General features: G+C 69.5%; 17 protein-coding genes. 6 read left to right on the forward strand and 11 right to left on the reverse strand.

Features of this window, described 5'->3' with window-relative positions; all coding sequences use genetic code 11:
- Positions 1-125 precede the first annotated feature (125 nt).
- From ACFVWD_RS43960 to ACFVWD_RS44000, 9 genes are all read right to left on the reverse strand, one after another.
- Positions 126-2150 (reverse strand): hypothetical protein, encoded by a 2025-nt coding sequence (locus tag ACFVWD_RS43960; protein WP_389603620.1) that lies wholly within the window; start codon positions 2148-2150, stop codon positions 126-128.
- A gap of 357 nt (positions 2151-2507) precedes the next feature.
- Positions 2508-4253, reverse strand: coding sequence for a DUF2637 domain-containing protein (locus ACFVWD_RS43965; RefSeq protein ID WP_389603622.1), 1746 nt, complete (start codon positions 4251-4253; stop codon positions 2508-2510).
- A complete protein-coding gene (locus ACFVWD_RS43970) occupies positions 4250-4519 on the reverse strand; it encodes a hypothetical protein (protein WP_389603624.1) in 270 nt (89 codons plus the stop codon). The genes ACFVWD_RS43965 and ACFVWD_RS43970 overlap by 4 nt, the downstream gene beginning before the upstream one ends.
- A gap of 223 nt (positions 4520-4742) precedes the next feature.
- Positions 4743-4940, reverse strand: coding sequence for a hypothetical protein (locus tag ACFVWD_RS43975; protein WP_389603626.1), 198 nt, complete (start codon positions 4938-4940; stop codon positions 4743-4745).
- Between the two features lie 128 nt (positions 4941-5068).
- Positions 5069-5260 carry a DUF5999 family protein gene (locus ACFVWD_RS43980; protein WP_389603669.1) on the reverse strand — a complete coding sequence of 64 codons (192 nt, stop codon included), beginning with the start codon at positions 5258-5260 and terminating at the stop codon, positions 5069-5071.
- A 181-nt stretch (positions 5261-5441) separates the two neighbouring features.
- Positions 5442-5753, reverse strand: a complete 312-nt coding sequence (locus tag ACFVWD_RS43985; RefSeq protein ID WP_389603627.1) for a WhiB family transcriptional regulator — start codon at positions 5751-5753, stop codon at positions 5442-5444.
- Positions 5754-5918: 165 nt separating this feature from the next.
- Entirely contained in the window at positions 5919-6107 is a 189-nt protein-coding gene (locus ACFVWD_RS43990) for a hypothetical protein (protein WP_389603629.1), read from the reverse strand.
- Positions 6104-6607, reverse strand: coding sequence for an ATP-binding protein (locus ACFVWD_RS43995; protein ID WP_389603631.1), 504 nt, complete (start codon positions 6605-6607; stop codon positions 6104-6106). Before ACFVWD_RS43995 ends, ACFVWD_RS43990 begins: the two co-directional genes overlap by 4 nt.
- 211 nt (positions 6608-6818) lie before the next feature.
- Entirely contained in the window at positions 6819-7619 is an 801-nt protein-coding gene (locus ACFVWD_RS44000) for a hypothetical protein (RefSeq protein WP_389603633.1), read from the reverse strand.
- A 341-nt stretch (positions 7620-7960) separates the two neighbouring features.
- Between ACFVWD_RS44000 and ACFVWD_RS44005 the strand changes: the two genes are divergently transcribed.
- The 4 genes from ACFVWD_RS44005 (at position 7961) to ACFVWD_RS44020 (ending at position 11133) form a co-directional block, all read left to right on the forward strand.
- Positions 7961-8503, forward strand: a complete 543-nt coding sequence (locus tag ACFVWD_RS44005; protein WP_389603635.1) for a GntR family transcriptional regulator — start codon at positions 7961-7963, stop codon at positions 8501-8503.
- Between the two features lie 3 nt (positions 8504-8506).
- Complete coding sequence (locus tag ACFVWD_RS44010; RefSeq protein WP_389603636.1) at positions 8507-9271, forward strand: GntR family transcriptional regulator; 765 nt, start codon at positions 8507-8509, stop codon at positions 9269-9271.
- Between the two features lie 258 nt (positions 9272-9529).
- Positions 9530-10567: an AAA family ATPase gene (locus tag ACFVWD_RS44015; RefSeq protein ID WP_389603638.1), complete on the forward strand. Its 1038-nt coding sequence runs from the start codon at positions 9530-9532 to the stop codon at positions 10565-10567.
- Positions 10564-11133: a guanylate kinase gene (locus ACFVWD_RS44020; protein ID WP_389603640.1), complete on the forward strand. Its 570-nt coding sequence runs from the start codon at positions 10564-10566 to the stop codon at positions 11131-11133. Before ACFVWD_RS44015 ends, ACFVWD_RS44020 begins: the two co-directional genes overlap by 4 nt.
- Position 11134: 1 nt before the next feature.
- Here ACFVWD_RS44020 and ACFVWD_RS44025 read toward each other — a convergent pair whose 3' ends face one another.
- Both ACFVWD_RS44025 and ACFVWD_RS44030 read right to left on the reverse strand, forming a co-directional pair.
- Positions 11135-11977, reverse strand: coding sequence for a DUF1932 domain-containing protein (locus ACFVWD_RS44025; protein WP_389603642.1), 843 nt, complete (start codon positions 11975-11977; stop codon positions 11135-11137).
- Positions 11978-11981: 4 nt separating this feature from the next.
- On the reverse strand, positions 11982-12629 hold the full coding sequence (locus tag ACFVWD_RS44030) for an HAD family hydrolase (protein WP_389603643.1): 648 nt from the start codon (positions 12627-12629) through the stop codon (positions 11982-11984).
- A 1228-nt stretch (positions 12630-13857) separates the two neighbouring features.
- Between ACFVWD_RS44030 and ACFVWD_RS44035 the strand changes: the two genes are divergently transcribed.
- Both ACFVWD_RS44035 and ACFVWD_RS44040 read left to right on the forward strand, forming a co-directional pair.
- Entirely contained in the window at positions 13858-16380 is a 2523-nt protein-coding gene (locus ACFVWD_RS44035) for a hypothetical protein (protein WP_389603644.1), read from the forward strand.
- The gene (locus ACFVWD_RS44040) at positions 16377-16526 is read left to right on the forward strand and encodes a hypothetical protein (RefSeq protein ID WP_389603646.1); all 150 of its coding nucleotides are present in this window, start codon (positions 16377-16379) and stop codon (positions 16524-16526) included. The genes ACFVWD_RS44035 and ACFVWD_RS44040 overlap by 4 nt, the downstream gene beginning before the upstream one ends.
- The last annotated feature ends 124 nt before the right edge of the window (positions 16527-16650 follow it).

Consider the following 16650-nt stretch of genomic DNA (forward strand, 5'->3'; position numbering starts at 1 on the left):
TCTCCGTCCTGGTCAGGAAGGCGGGGCGGGGGCAGCAACAAGGTCGATAGGCAGCAAGGGAGCCGGTGGCCGGCCCCTCGGTTCGGGGACGGCCACCGGCTCCAGGTGGAGCGGGGGTTGGAGGGTCAGCGGGGGGTGTTCCACATGGACTCGGCAGCCGGGCCCTTGCGGGGGTTGACGTTGTGGCTGATCTCCAGGCGGTGGTCCTCGAGGAACAGCTTCGCGGCCATGTCGGCGTCGTCGGCCGCCGCCCGGATCATCTGGACCAGCGTGCCGAGTTCGTCGGTGACGCGGTCGTCGACCGGGTACTGGTCGCGGGTGCGCTGGTGCAGGGCCTGGATCGCATCCGCCAGGGCGGTCAGCCCGTAGCCGATGCCCTGGTACTCGGCTCCGACCTGCATCATGTGGACCGGCTCGAAGGTGCGGTAGAGCACGGCCATCAGGACGCAGCCGGACTCGATCCGGCCCGGCTGGAACATCGCGGCCTCGGACGCGGACGACCCGGTCGGGGTGACGTTCCACATCCACTCGTTCGTCCTGGGAGCGACGATCCGCTCGATGTCGAACTTGTGGGCGTAACGGAACAGGGCGACCATGTTGTCCGCCCTGGCGGCTGCGGCGACCATCCGCTGGTACGCCTCGGTGAGCTTGGCGATGGCCCGCTTGCTGCAGGGGTACTTCTGGTCGGAGTTGACGGCCATCTGCTGCACGGCCATCGCCGCGGCGCGGATGCCGTTGGGCAGGCCCGCGTACTCGGCGGCGACCTCCATCATGCTGGTCGGGCTGTAGCCGGTGTAGGCGGAGTGCGTCGCGCGCATCGCGAGGGCGAACTTGGAGTTGTTGCCGTCCAGCACGCTGCTGCTGGCGGCCAGAGAGGGTCCGGTCACGGGGTCGGTGTCCTTCCGGGGGTCGTTGACGGTGAGGTTGAGCTGGTCCGCCTTGGCTTCCTTGTCGTGGCGGGCCTTGGAGCGGCGGAAGAAGAACCGCCAGATCCGTCCGGCGGTGCGGACGGGGAAGTTGAACCCGGCGAGCGGGTCGCGGTGCTTGGTGAGCAGGCGCCAGGTGCCCCACAGGATTCCGAGGGGCAGCGTGAGCAGCCCTCCGAGTCCGGCGAGGAATCCGGCGCCGGCGCAGCGTGCCCAGTGCCCGAGCTTGCGGGCGGCGAGGCGACGCAGCCGGTAGAGACGGCTTGTCGTCGGACCGGTCTTCCCGGACCCGCTGGAGCCGCCGGACGTGCCGGCGTTGCCCTTCTTGGAGCGGCGCAGCTTGCCCGCCCAGCCGCGCATCTTCTGCATCGCGCGCCCGAGGCGGGACTTCGCCGGGGTGGTGGTGCCCTTGCCGCTGGAGCCGGTCCCGGAGCCGTTCGAACCGCCGGAGTTCCCCGAGTTGCCGGAGGCCCCGGTGCCCGCGCCGCGGTTCTTGCGGCGCATCTTGTTGCCCCAGCCCTTGAGGGTCTGCCACGCCTTGCCGGTGCGGGACTGCTGACCGGCGCCGGCCTTCCCGCCGCCGTTCCCGCCGGGGTTGTTCTTGCCGCCGGCGTCCTTGGGCGTGTTGGCGCCGGGACTGGCAGCCCCGCCGCCCAGGCCGCCCTTGCCGCGGCCGCCGCCCTTGCTGAGCAGACCGCCTGGGCCGCGCCCGTTCTTCTGGGACCCGGACCCGCCGCTGCCTCCGGAGCCCCGGCCGGACCCGCCCCCGGTGTGACGGCCACCGCCAGGACGTCGTCCGGAGCCGGCCCCGCCCGCGCCACGACCACCGCCACCACGACCGAGTAGGCCGCCCTTGCCCGCGCCCCCTCCAGCCCGGCCGGAGCCGCCGCCGGAACGGTTCGCGGCGGCGGCCTTGCGGGCGGCGGAGGCCTTCGAGCGCTTCTTCCTGCCGGCCAGCGCAGCGGCGCCGACAGCTGCTCCGGCCGCGCCGGCGGCGATGAGTCCGGGCACCCCGGCGACCCCGTAGGCGATGCCCACGGCGATTCCGGTTGCGTTGGTTCCGTGGACGAGGAGCGGCAGCGCCTGGGGGCGTCCACGGCTGGTCTTCTTCGGCTCCGGGGCCGGGTCGGCGGCCTCCGAAGGCTCGGTGACGACGGTGTATTCAGCGGTGTCGGTGCCCTCGCTGGTGGTGCTGTCGGGGGGCGCGGTCGCGGTGTCTGCCACGACGAATCTCCTCACTTTGCGTAGTGGAGAGGCGAGGCGCGGCGACGCGAGGTGAGGACAGAGACCCCCATCGCCCCCGGTTTGAGGGCTCGGCAGGGGGCTGGGAGGGGGTTTCCCCCTCGCCTCGCCTCGCGTCGCCTCGCCTCGCCGCTACTTTCCGTAGACGTCGGGGTCGGGGGTACAAAAGGATTCTTTCCGGGCCGCTGGTCGGGCCGGAGCGTGCCTGGTGGAGCGGGTGACGCGGTCGGCCTGGCAGCCGCGGCCGACCCCCGCAGCAGCGCCGCCGACGGGAAGCCGGAGACGTGCTGCGAGGGGCGACCGTAGGGGCCAGGAGAACCCTCAGATCGGATTCCGCTTTCAGGCTGCTGCCTGCCGCGGAGCCTGCGTGCCGCCCTCCTTGAGGAGTTCGACGGCGCGGGTCTTGCGGTCCTGCGCGGAGCCGGTGGAGATGCCCAGTTCGTCGGCGATGACGCGGACGGTGACCGCGCTCTCGCCCCGGGCCTGGACCATCGCGACGACCCGCTGCACATCCCAGTCGACCTGGCCCATGCGGGCGAGGGCCGCGGCTTCAACCGCACGCGCCTCGTGTTCAGCGGCGCGCGCCCGGCGTTCAGCCACCTCTTCCTTCGCGGACTCCTCACGGGCGGCGGAGGCGGCGATCTCCTCACAGCCGCGCTGCGCCTCCAGGTCCATGTTCACCGTTGCGGCGCGGTGTTCAGCCTCCTTCCGCTCGTGTTCAGCCACCTCTTCGAGCGCCTTCGTGCGGGCCGCTTCCGCCTCAGCGCGCCGCTGCTCCTGCTCCGCGATGTCGGCCTTGCGGGCGACCTCGTCACGCTGGGCGCGAGCGGCGGCATCGGCCTGGATCCGGCGCTCCGACTCGGTGGCCTCTGAGGCCATCTGCTGCTGCTCCAGACCCCAACTGGCCTGCACCTTCTCCCGGTCGATGCGGGCGAGGGTGCGGCGCTTCTCGGTCTCGTCGGCGAGCTCCTGGGCCTCGGCTGCGGCCTTGTCCTCAGCGAGCTTGAGCGCGTGCTGACGCTTGGCCTCACGGAGTTGAGCATCGGCCTCGGCTGCCTGAATCTCCGCCTGAGCCTCGCGTTCCGCTTCGGCCCTGGCGATCTTCAGCTGACCTTCGGCGCGGATCTTGTCGACCTCCGCTTGAATGCGAGCGGCGCCGAGTTGAACATCGGTCTTGACTCGCTGAATCTCGGCCTCGGCACGCTGAACAGCCGCGTCTGCCTCCCTTTTGATCCGCTTGGTCTCCTCCTCCAGCGGCACGGCCAGCGCGCGCTCCACGCTGAACCCGAAGGGCGCGAGCTTGAACGGCAGCATCTCGTTCGCCGATGCCGCCCCGCGCCAGCCCTCCTTGCGGCCCTCGTACTTCTGGCGCAGACCCTCGCGGTAGATCCGCAACTGCTGATGCTGCGCTGCGACCTCCGTGTAGGGGAGGTTGTAGAGCCGCATCCGGCGGGCGAGGCGGGGTGTGGACAGCGGAGCGAGGATCCACCGGATCAGCGGGACCGACCCGAGCGGGGTGGCGCCGGCCAGCAGGTCGGCCATCCGGCTGATGTAGTGACGGGCGGCCTCCACGGCGATGATGAACAGCACCGGGATCACGCCGTGCATGGACGCCGCGAGCGGGTCGTCCATCACCGGTCCCGCAGCGGCCGCGTTGAACGCCACCGTGGCGGCGGTCAGTCCGTGGGCCGCCCAGCGCAGGATCGGCAGCGGCATCCGCTTGCGCATCATGTAGAGATCGAGCGCCAGGAGCACGAGGATGCCCGCGTCGATCCCGATGGGGAACGCGTAGGAGAAGCTGCCGAAGTTCTTGCTCTCCGCGAGGTGCCGCAGAGTGTTGTAGGAGCCGGTGAAGCCGATCCCGGCGAGCACCAGGCCGCCGACTCCGGCGATGACGGCGAGCAGCCGCATGGTGCGCGGGTCGCCGTCCGGCTCGGAGTCGGTCGCCTCCGGGCCGTCGTTCTGTTCCGGCTCCTGGTCGTCGTTGTGGTGGTGGTCGGCCCGGGCGGGGACGTCCCAGGAGCGCTGGTCGTCGTCGGCCGGGCTGACCACGTTGGGCTTGCGGATGTCGACGGGGGCGCTCATGTGCTGCTCTCCGGGTCGTCGTACGAGTCGGTCGGGAAGTACGGGTCCAGGGCCAGGCCGACACACAGTCGGACCGCGCCGAACACGGCGAGGCCGACGGCCAGGTGCAGGCAGGTGGGCCACAGGCCGTTCATGAACAGGTCGAACAAGGCCAGGACGGTGGCGACCAACGCGGTAAGCGTGGCCAACAGGGCCGACAGCGGGCTGCGCGCCACATACGTGTCGTCCGTCGTCTTGTCGGGGGCCGGGGCTGCGGTAGTACTCACCGGGCACCCCCGCTGGTAGCGTTGACCATGCGAATCGCTCCTTGTCAGCGGATCGCGAGAACAAAGAAGAGGCCCCCTCGCACGGGGCCTCTTCGCTTTGCCGAGCCGTTCCGGCTCTCCGACCCCGCCACGGCCTGGTCGGTCGTGGCGAAGCGGGAGAACCGCCGGCCCCGGACGGAGGACAACTCCGGCCGGGGCCCCGTCGGGCGGTTCGAGGCGACGGTCAGTCGCGATGCTCCTTGAGGTACTGGGCGATCTGGATCTTCACGCTCGCCATCCCCGCGTACGCGGTCATCGCCGCCCACACGCCGTGGTTCTCCTCAGCACGCCGCAGCAGCTGGTGCGCCTCCAGGACCAGGCGGTCCGGGTCGGCGTCGATGTGGCGCAGCGGACTGGTCAAGCGGGCGAATATCCCGGGCATCAAGGGCTCCTTCGTGGTGTCGCCCCTGGACTGTCGCCAGGAGCAGCGGGCGAGACAACGGGGCCGCCCGGGGTGCGGGCGGCCGCTGTACGGAAGTGCGGTGCGGGGTGCGGGGGATTGGGTAGCCGTCAGGCCGTGATCGCGAGGGGACGGTGCGGGTCGACGACCCGGCCGTCGGGGAGCAGATCGCCGGTGTCGTCGAAGACCACCACGGCGTTGCACAGCAGGCTCCATCCCTGCTCCGGGTGGCCGGCCACGACGCGGGCGGCCTCCGCCGCCGGGCTGTCGGCCGACGGGCAGTGCGGCGTGTGCGTGCACAGCGAGTCCGGCAGCCGAGTGGTGCCGACGTCGGTCGTCGCGGTGTCGAGCGGAGTGGTCGTCGTGCCCATCAGGGCCTCCCTGGGCTGTCGGTCCGGGCTGTCCGGCTCCCCCTCACCGCCCGTCCCGGCCGCCAAGGTGCAAGCGGTCGGTGCGGGCGGATCAGGCAGCCGCCAGACCAGATCAGGAGGCGTTGCGGGCCTGGCGGGCGGCGCGGCGCTTGATACGGCGGCGTTCGGCCTCGCTCATCCCACCTGACACGCCGTGCGTCTGACCGGTCTCCAGCGTCCAGGCGGCGCACGTCCCCAACACGGGGCACCTGCGGCAGACCGATTTGGCCTCCTCAATCTGGAGCAGCGCCGGGCCGGTGTTGCCGATGGGGAAGAAGAGCTCGGGGTCCTCCTGGGCGCAAGCGCCGCGGACCCGCCAATTCGTGTTGACCGGCAGGTCGGCGGAGGGGGACTTGGCGCTGCGTACGATGGAGGAGCGGTTCATCAGGGCCTCCCAGAAGGTCCGTTGTGTACGAGACAGCCCCAGGGCGGCCGCCCTGGGGCTGTGTGCGTTTTGGCGGCGGCCGGACGGCCTGAGCGGGGTGACAATTCCGACGCTCTCCGCCGACCCCGCCCGGCGAGGGGCGGGGACGACGGGCAATGCCCGAGATCAGCGCCGCTGTTGGCGCTGACGGTTGAGGTAGTCGTTCTGCAGCCGCGTGAACGTCTCGAACAGCTGCTGCCCGGCAGGGCAGCGCTCGGTGTCCGTACACGCAGTACGGGAGAGGCGGTGACCCCGATGCGCGGTGTGCGCGGCCTGGTAGCGCTCATACAGGCCGTCCGTCGCCGGGTCGGTCATCGGCAGTTCCTCTCCTCGGTGTCAGCGACCTGGCAGCGGATCTGCTTGCCGACCGGCGTCGGCACCACGGCCCACCCCGGTGCGAGCACGTCCAGCAGGGCCAGGCCCCGCCCGGACTCGCCGTCCACAGCCGCATGGCGGCGGTGCGGAAGCCGGTCGCCCGCCGGGTCGTGCACGGCCACCACGACGTAACCGGGCACGGCACGAACCTCTACGACCAGCGGCACCGCGTCACCGCACGCCCGGACCGCGTTGCCGATCAGCTCCGACACCACGAGCTGAACGTCCTCCACCACGGTGGCGCGCAGGCTCTGGGCCACGAGCACCCGAGCGGTCAGCCGGCGCACCGCGTGCACGGAGTTCTTGGAAGCGATCAGGTGAGTGACGAAGCCGCCCTCCGCCGGACGCACGTACAGACCGGGGACGGACGTCGGGAGTGCCGGACGCGCCGCCGAACGACGCTGGTCGTACAGCCGGGCCCGGCGCAGCATCTCGTCCATGTCCGAACTGCTGTCACCCGGTGCACCAGGGGGCGCTGGAGATGTCATGATGATGGTCAACCTGGTTCCTTTCCCAGACGGGATGGGGACGACGATCGGCCCCGGGGCGCAATCCCGGGGCCGATCGCTTTTGGCTGCCGTACGAGCAGCCACGGCCCCGGCCGCCCCGATCACTCGGGATGGCCGGGGCCGTGGTCGTTCGTGCGGGGTACTACCGGCTCAGCTGCTCCACCTTCGTCGCGAGCATCGTGATCGCGCTCATCAGGTCCGCCCGCTCCCAGGCGTTCAGCTTCGGGCCGTGCTGCTTGAGCGTCGCCTCCAACACGTCGTGGACACGCTGGATGTCGGCCCGGCGAACCGAGTCGGCGGTCAACGCCCACTGGAGCTGGCGGAGCCGCCACAGTCCCTGCTCTCGCTGCTCCGCAAGCTCCTCCGTGATGGTGAGTGCCGTGCAGCGGGCGGGCTCGGTGCGCTTCGTGTGCGCGACCAGGTGGGCGAGCCGGCCGCCGTCGGCGCAGCGGTTACGGCCCGACGGGGCGCAGGTCGCGCAGCCCTTGTTGTGGGCCTCGTACAGCTTGACCGCGGCCTTCTCGTCCAGGAGCGGGGCGAGGATCTGGGTGATGGCCGGGGCGACCGCGACCTTCGGCTTCCTGGTGACGCGGTTCGAGCGGCGGCCGTCGGTCTCGGCAACGCCTTCCGTCAGGCGCTGCCACCAGCGCTCGATGTCCATGTCGAAGACAACCAGGCGGTGGCTGCCGGGGCAGCGGCGCGGGTCCTCGGTGCCAGCCTCTTCCATGTGGTGCGGGACCAGCTTCGGCCGCAGCGTCCCGGGCTTGTTGATCGGGACCCAGGTCCGGCAGCTCGGGCAAACCAGCGAGATGCAGGCGGGCCGCAGGTCGTACTCGTGCGGCCGGAGAGTGGAGACGGCGAGGGCGGGGAGGGCGCTGACGGCGCGGGTGCGGGTGCGGCGTAACCGCTTCTGAGCGGTGCGTTCGAGGGTCGGTGCAGGCATAGGGAGCTCCTCATGTGCGAAGTAACGGGGGGTGCGTCGCGGGTGCTCTCTCCGCCCTCCAGGCCGCACGGCGAACCGGCGTCCTGCAGGACAGACAGCGCATCTGCGCTGCGACGTGTACACAACAGATCGGTCCGGAGGAGTTAGAAGTGCCTCAGACTCCAGGCCACCGAGGTGGCTACTGCTGCGGTCGTTCAGTCGGCGCGTCCCTTGCGGGACGGCATGCATGAGACCATAAGGCCTTACGCCTTAAGGTGGCAAGGCTTAAGGTCGAACCATGTTGGCTGAAGTCGTAGGGCACTAGGGTTGCGGTAGGTCACGACGGACCGAGGGGACACAAGGTGGGCAGCAACGACGCGTGGATGGGTGAAACCCAGCCGTATATCGCACCGCGCCGGGCAGGGGAACGTGACGCCTGGAGTGCTGAAGCCGCAGCACACGGCCAACGCGGCGGCCAGCGTCTGCTCGCAGTCGAAGAAGTGGACCCTCCGGCCCCCGTACGGGAGTTCCTCAACGTAGGACCGGACGAGAAGGTCGTCGTCCGTCGGCGGCTGATCCTGCTCAATGACGAGCCGGTTGAACTGGCCGACTCTTACTATCCGGCCCGCATCGCACGCGGCACCGGCCTGGCCGAGCGAGGAAAGATCCCTGGGGGTGCGGTCACACTGCTGGCCGCGCTGGGCTTCACTCCTGCGGACGACCTGCTCGAAGATGTCTCCGCAACGGCAGCCACGTCCAGCCAATGCGATGCCCTGGGCCTGTCGCCCGGCACGCCCGTCTTGGTCCTGACCCGATTCACCACGTCTACTGCGGGAGAGCCGATGGAGGTCAGCGTTATGACCATGACCCGACACCTCCAGTATCGACAGAAGCAGGTCGTCTGAGACATGGCTAGATCGTTCGAGGACAAGCGGTCGGCCCACCAAAAGATCGCCGCCACGCTGCGGAGGCAGATCACTCGGGGGGACCTCATGCCCGGGGCCCAGCTGCCGTCGACCCCAGCGCTGATGGAGCAGTACAGCGTCGCGGGAACGACGGTGCAGAAGGCGTTGATGATGTTGAAGGACGAAGGCCTCTTGATAGGCCGCGCGGGGAAGGGGGTCTTCGTCAAGGGCAGCACCCAGCAAGCCATCTCGCCCGCCGTATACATGCCTCCAGCAGCAGCCGGCGAGCCGTACCGCTGGATCACCGAGGCCGGGAAGCGCTCTCAGCGCGGCTCGACAAAGCTCCTCAGGGTGGAAGTTGTCACGCCGCCCCACGAGGTCGCGGCAGCCCTTGAGCTCGGGGAGGGAGGACAGGCCATCCTCCGGGAACAGGTGCTGCTCTTGGACGATGAACCCGCCGAACTCACCAGGTCGTACTACCCGCTCGGACTTGCTGAAGGCACAGCCATGATGGAGCCCAGAAAGATCCGCGGGGGGACGCCCACTCTCCTGAGCGAACTGGGCTACCCGCCCCGAGAGTTTGTGGATGAGGTCTCCTCGGAGATCCCCACGGAGGAAGAAGTGGTAGCCCTTGAACTCCCCAAAGACATGCCGGTGATGCTCACATTCCGAGTCGTCTACTCGGACAATGACCGGCCGATCGAGGTGTCCCTGCTGACCAAAGCAGCGCACAAGTACCGCGTGCGGTACAAGCTGCCCGTCACCTGACGGCACGTTCCGGGGGCCTCCCTTCTTGGCACGGTGCGGCGGCCGGCATGACCAGCACTCACCGAGACCACCGCGCTTGCATCCACCCGTCACCGTGCTCCGCCCCTCGATCTGTTCGTCTTGTAGGGGCCATCACACTCGCGACGGAGGAAACGGAACATCACAACGCCTTGTCGAAGCCCGTACGCACTTTCATTCACGGGTTTTCAACATCCGCGTACACATGGGATTTGAGGCCCGCGCTCTAGGCTCGCGGCCATGACGATGACGGAGGGGCAGAGGGTGGGAAAGCAGCGTGCGGGGTGGCGGCCGGACCGACTACGCGAACAGCGTGAAGCCCACGGCCTGACCCTGGAGAAAGCTGGCGAGAGGCTCCGTGAAGTTGCTGAGCAGGCCGAGCTCAAGGGCATCCCGGCTGCGAATCCTCAGACCTTGTGGCAGCACGAGCAGGGTGAGGTCTATCCCGGTCCGCACTACCGTCGCGCCTACTGCCTGCTGTACCGGGCGACCGACCCTGAGCTGGGGTTCCGTAATCCGTTGCCGGGTGAAGACACTCAGTTCAAGCTCACCCCGATGAACGACCAGCGCAACGGGTCGCATGTCCTGGCCGTGGAGCGCGCCCTGCTGCGGATCGGCGCTGGCTCTTCGGAAGCGGATGCGATGGGGCTGCAGCAGCGGATCCTGGACGCGTGGAAGCGGAGGCACACCGGTGGCGACCCGAACCGTCCGCAGGTGGTGCTGGTCGGAGGGTTCGCCGGCTCGGGCAAAACTGAGTTCGCGCGCTTCCTCACCCAGCTCACCGGCTGGCCACTGCTGGACAAAGACCCGTTGACAAGGCCGCTGGTGGAACAGTTGCTGATCGCGTTGGGCGGTGACGCGAACGACCGGCACACCGATCTGTACCGCGAGCGGGTGCGGCCGGTGGAGTACGACTGCTTGATGCAGGCCGCGTACGCCAACATCAACTGCGGCATATCGACGGTGCTCACCGCGCCGTTCATCGCGGAGATGACCTCCGAGGCCTGGATGAGCCGGCTGACGAACAGGTGCAGCGCCCTGGGCGTGGCTGTGTCGCCGATCTGGGTGCAGTGCGACCGCGACTCCATGCGGGAGTACATCAGTTTCAGGTCGGCCGCCCGTGACGCCTGGAAGCTTCAGCGGTGGGATGAGTACATGTCCACCGTGGACATGGATCTACGCCCGGCGGTGCCGCACCTGGTGGTCGACAACCGCATGGGCACAGCGATTTCGCTGGCTGACCAGGCCCGGCATGCCCTTGGGGCGGTGTACGGATGAGTCGCCGACAAGGCGTGGTTCTGTACGGGCCGCCGGCCTCGGGCAAGGACACCGTCACCCAGTCTCTGGCGGACCTCGACTCGCGCTACCGGCTGTTCGCACGGCTCAAGATCGGCTCGGGCAAGACCGCCGGCTACCGGATGGGCACGGCGGAGCAACTGCGGCAGCTGGAGGCCGCGGGCGACGTCGTGTACGCGAACAGCCGGTACAGCAGCACGTATGTCATCGACCAGCCGGGTCTGGACGGCGCGTTCGCGGCCGGGGTGCCCGTGGTGCACCTCGGTCAGATCGACGGCGTCCGTGCCCTGGTCGACGGCTACCCGGCCGACTGGACTGTGGTGCTGCTGTGGTGCCCGCGGGCGGTGACCGCAGATCGGTCCGAAGGCCGGGGCGACGCAGATACCGCGGCGCGCCTTGCGGCGTGGGAGGCGACCCGCGCGGACCTGGAGGCGCACCCGGACATGGTGTGGGACCTCACGGTGGAAACGGTCACGACGAAGCCCGACCAGTCGGCCCGCCTCATCGACCGGCTGCTGGTCCAGCGGGCGGGAGTGGCGACGGCATGACCTACGGCTGGGCGAGGCGGTTGAGGGCGTCGGTGAGCGTGAGCTCGCCGTCGTCCTTCGCGTCGTCCCACCGTGCCAGCGTCGCCGCAGCCGCGCGCAGCATCTCCGGGGGGAGCCCTGCGGCCTCGAGACTGTCCGCTGCTTCTTCCAGCTCTGGCCCCCACCGCCAGGCGCGCGCCGCCGTCTTCGCGATGTACTCGGTCTCGGAGAGGTATGAGTCGCTGCGCTGCGCGGCGATGGTGATGAGTTCCTGGTCGACTCCGTGCTCGCGGGCCAATCCGGTCGCGAGCGCCACGAGTACCCGCGACGTCTTCTGGAACGAGGCGTATGCGAGTTTCAGCGCGGATGCCTGTCCGATCTCGCTGCCCAGCGTCTTGGTGCGTACGGCCGTGCTGGTGAAGAGTGCTTCGACGCGCTCGGCCGCGGCGGCCGGCCCGGACAGGTACAGCGTGGGTGTCTTGCTGCCGATCGGCGGCGAGCCCACGACGCCGCCGTCGATGACGGCTTTGGCGTGTGGGGTGAGCAGGTCTTCGATGCGCCGCATCCGTTCGGGATTGATGGCGTTGGCGTCGACGTACCAGCCGCCGAAGCCGTGCGAGGCGACTTCGGCTGCGAGCTCTTCGGCTGCTGCGGGCGGGCAGAGGCTGATCACCGTGTCGGCCTGGTCCAGGAGCTCCGGCAGTGTGGCGACCGGCTCCAGGCCGAACTGCTCGGCGCGCGCGGCGCTCGCTGGGCTTCGCCCTTCCGTGCACCACAGGACGCGGGCTGCGTTAGCTGCGGCACACGCGGCGACGGCCGCGCCCATGCTGCCGGGGTGGAGGATGCCGACGGTCTGCTGGCTCACGGGGTTACTCCGAGTTGTTGAGCAGGAGGGAGATGGCGTCGGTGACGTCGTCGACCGCATGGTGGGGCGCGGGGATCGTGTCGGGCCAGGGGCGGCCGCGCAGCCAGATGGTGCGCAGGCCGGCCCGTCGGCCGCCCTCGATGTCGCCTTCGGGATTGTCGCCGATCATCCAGCCGCCTTCGGAGAGTTTCCGGCCGCAGCGGGCCGCCGCGAGCTCGAAGAGCCGCACATCCGGCTTGCGAATTTCAATATCGCCGGAGACTGCAATGCCGTCGGTCAGGGCACGGATACCGGTGGCTGCCAGTTTGGCACGCTGAATCTCGGAAGCGCCGTTGGTTGCAATGCCGATCGTCCAGCCTGTGGCGCGGAGTTGAGCCAGGCCGTCGAGGACTGCAGGACGACACCGGACGGTGGCCGCCATCGCGTCGGTGTACGCCCGCCACAATTGCCCCGCGGATTCGTCCAGACCGAAGGCTTCTCGGAATCGGACGAAGTCTGCGGCGTTGGCCCGCTCGGCCAGCTCAGTGAGCAGCCACTGCTCGGCAACAGTCCCGAGGCCGCGTGTTCGGCACAGGGCGGCCACGGCTTCGCTGAACGCTTCCTGCCGGTCGACCAGCGTGCCGTCCAAGTCGAAGATCGCGAGTCGTCGCACGATCACCGACTCTATCCGGCGCCCACCACACCACTTCGCGGGAGGTGTGGTGATGGATCACTTGGGATCATGAACTCTGCCCCTTCGGTGCCGTCAGACGGGATACCAAGATGGAGAGCTGCCCGTCCGACGGGAACGGAGAAATGGTTCACGTGGACCCTCTTTGTTTTCTCTCTTGCGCGTGATTGCTTTGGGGCTTCTATCAATTCGACCTGCGCATATACGATTTCCTGAGTCACTGGCGATCCTTTGCGGGTGGCTTCGCGACAAGACAACGGGAGGTGCAGCAAATGACCGTACGGCGACGTGGTCTTGGGATTGGTTCCGTGCCAGTCGGGCCGCTGCTTAAGCTCCCTGACGAAACGTCCGCCCCGACTGCCCCACAGGGCGCACTGGGGGAGTATCGTGTCCCCGAGCTTGATCAAAAGAAAAATGGCCCCCACGACCTTGAACAAGTCGAGGGGGCGGGCCAACGGACTTTGTGGAAGGAGTCCGACGGCCAGCCGACCACCCTTTTCAGCAAGAGCAAGATGATCGACGTGGATCAGGGTACCCGTACTCTGCCTCAGACATACAGCACCCCGCCGTGGTGCCAGCAGCGAGTGATCGCACGCTGGCCCTTCGGCGGGGTGTTCGTGTTTTCTGCCGCAGCCCGCACCTCTGATGTCGAGGGGGCCGCGATGACGTAGACCGTCAGAGGGCGGCGCCTGCAAGTGCAGGACTTCTAGCCGCCCTGGGCCTGACTCCGAGGTGATGCCAGTCGCCTCGATCAGTCCCCACCTGCTCTCCGTGAGGCCTGCCAGGGCCTTGCTGGAGGAGCTGCTCGCCCCGGTGCCAGCCGGCTGCGAGCGGTTCGAACTTGGTTCTCCCAGAACCCGAAGCACCCCGAGGGGGCTTCGTTGTGCCCACCTTCAGAGAAGGGGGTCGTCGCTATTCTGCACGACGTCTTGGGCTTTCGCCAGCCCACTTATGCCCGTTTCATCCGCATTTGCGGACCTGCGATGTCCCATCTCGAGCAATCTCACAGCCCGATTCATCTGGTATGTCCCGCTGTTCGCGACGATTTCCGGGCACTCGGTGTCGTGTCGTGGCCACTGGATCGCGGAGCGGTCCGCGACGGCAGCATGCCGCCTCGCGTTCCGTGCCGGGTGGTCCGATGACCGGGGTGGCGGCGGCCACCGCGGTAAGGCCTCAGGTGCCGCGACCGCGGCATCGTGTGCTGCGGTCGGTGCCGGAGCAGGCGGGTCCGGCACCGGTTCGTGGTCCGGGGCGTCCGCTGGCGCTGGGCCGTGATGCTCGAGGCCGGCTGGGTGGTGCGGTGCGCGCGATGCTGGAGGCGCCGGGACTGGAGGGTGCGAAGGACCCGGTGCGGCTGGCGGTGATCGTGCTGGCTGCGCGGACGCCGTCGGCGACGGGAGTGGTGGAAATCCGGTCGGGGGAGCTGGGCCGGTGGCTGGGGATGTCGGTGTCGTCCGTTGCCTCTTCGGTTGTGCCGGGGCTGCGCCGCTCGGGTGTGGTGGAGGTTGCGACAGCGCACGGCGAGTATGGGGAGGACCGGGGTCTGGAGTGCAAGGTGCTGCCGATGTGGGCGGCGAGGGGCGATGCCGGGCACCCACTGGCATTGCGGAAGGCGGAACTCGCGACGCTGCTAAGGCTGTTGGAGGCCGTGATGGCACCCGGCTGGATGCACCGTGACGGGTCAGTGACCCCGGCCGGGCTGCTCGGGTCGCGCACGGGGTGCGGGGCCGCGACCGACCGGCTGGCACTGCTGCTGCTGGTGTTGGAGGCGACGGAGACGGGACGGGTGCGGCAGTGCGGCGGCCTGGTCGACACCAAGCGCGGTCGTGCGGCCGCGACGGTGGCACGGCTGCTGGGTTGCCGGGCGTCGACGGGGGAGCGGGTGCTGGAGCGGCTGGAGGAGCGGGGTCTGGTCCGGCGGATCCGTCTGCGGACGGCGTCGGGTCTGGCGCATCGCTCGCGGTTGATGGTGCCAGCGGTGACCGCTGCGCACGGTCGTGGCGGTGTTGCCAACGGCGAGGAGGATCGCGCGACGACTGTGGATCCCGATCCCTCAGAGCCCGATGTTGCGGCAGGGCGTATTGACGCTCCTGGCGCGGCCGCGGATGCCCAGGTCAGTGAGGTTCAGGAGGAGGTCGGGGCGGAGATGGCAGAGCCCGACGTTCCGATAGCCCTTCACACTGATCACACTTCTGTGGCTAGTGAAATCGGTGGAGTTGCTGTTGCTGGTGGCTTTTCCGGCGAAGGCCGTAGGGGGAACGGTCGTCGGCCGGAGCGCGCGTGTACGGGCGAGGACCAGGCCCCGGACTCCGTTGCCGGTGACCAGTTGCCCGCCAGCAGTGGCGAGGGTGGCCCGCTTCGCGGGGAACAGCCGAAGGAGTCCCCGGCTGCTGAGGTGGGAGTACAGGCTGAGGTGGCTGCTGCTAGCCGGGCTCGTCTGACCGTCGTGGACGGTGGCAGGCAGCAGCAGGGGCGGGGAGTCGCTGACCTGCCCGATTTGCGGCTGCGGGTGGCGTTGGCACCGGTGTTGTGGTTGTGGTCTCAGCTCAGCCGCGGGCAGCAGAAGGTCGCGAGCCGGGCCGTCAGCCGGGCACTGGACGTGCTGGAGGGAATCTCCTCCCCGCAGGCTGCTCCGCAACTGCTTGCCGACCGGCTTACCGACCGGCTGCAGGAGGTCCGCGGCGAGGCCCTGGTGCGTGAGCCGATGGGCTGGCTGCTGAGGAGGGGCCTGGTCCAGCGCCAGGCGTGCTCGGATCGCCGCTGTGACGACGGCATCCGGCTCGACACTGGCGCCGACTGCGAGAACTGCGCCAATGTGCTCCACATCCGGCGTGCCTGGCGGGCCCGGATCACCGCTGAGGTCGATGCGGCCATGCCCAGCGCCGATCCGACGGAGCGGAAGGCCGCCATCGAGGAGCGCCTGCGCCACCGGGCCGAGCTTGAGGCGGAGGACCTGATGCGGAGCCGCCAGCAGGCCGAGGCCGAGCGGGCCCGCCGCCAGGCTGTCCGCGCCGCGGCCGAGGCCCGTGTCCAGGCCGAGCGGGAGGCTGCGGCCGCCGCCGAGGCCGTACGTCGGGCTCGCCCGTGTGCGGACTGCGGGACGGCAAGGTCGGCCGGGCTGTGCGAGGCGTGCGGATACCAGCGCCAGACGCAGGCCCTGGTGGAGAAAACCGTGCTGGTCGCGGTGGCGGGAGCGGCGGACACTGACGACGCGGCCGACGTCCAGGCGGTGACCGAGCACGTGCGTGGCCAGCTGGAGCACGAGATCGCGGCCGCCCGCCAGCAGTTGCTGGACCTGATCAACACGCACCACGCAGTGCACAACACCCCCGAGCAGCTGACCTCCGCCCTCGCATTCACCGCCCTGCAAGCCGTACGCCAGGCCGCCGATGAGTACCGCAGCAGCGCGCTGAGGTTCCTGGCCCGCTCGCCCCAGGCCCAGACCGAGGCCGAGCTGGCGCACACAGCCGAGCTCCGCAAGCGCCGCCACCACTGGAACCCCGACGGGGAGACCACGCCCACCGCCGCTCGCGACGCGACCGACGCGGCACGCGAGCGCACCTCCCAGTACCTGCTGGACACACGGCTTCAGCAGCTACGCGCCACTGCCGAAGCAGCTACCTCCAAAGCGACCGAGGCGGCCGTTCCGAAGCCGCGCGGGCGGTGGGCTGAGCGCCTCGCTCCGCTGGCTGCCCTGCCAATCAGCGACGACCACGTGAGGGTGGTCACGTGACCCAGCAGGCTGAGCCGACCGGCCTCGACCTGGCCCGGGTAGCCCGGCGCGACGGGCGGATCCGCTCGCGCTCGGGGAGGCAATCGGGCTTCGACGCATCCTGGCTGCGACTGCGCCCGAACTGGCCGACCACGCGCAGGTGGTGACTTTCGACGCAGCCAGCAGCGGGCGAGCTTCCCCCCGCGGGCGCGGGGACGACGGATCTGCGTGAACCGGTTGCAAGTAGTGAACAGAGCTACCCCCGCGGGCGCGGGGACGACACTTCTTGAC

Source organism: Streptomyces sp. NPDC058086, assembly GCF_042885015.1.
GTDB lineage: Bacteria > Actinomycetota > Actinomycetes > Streptomycetales > Streptomycetaceae > Streptomyces.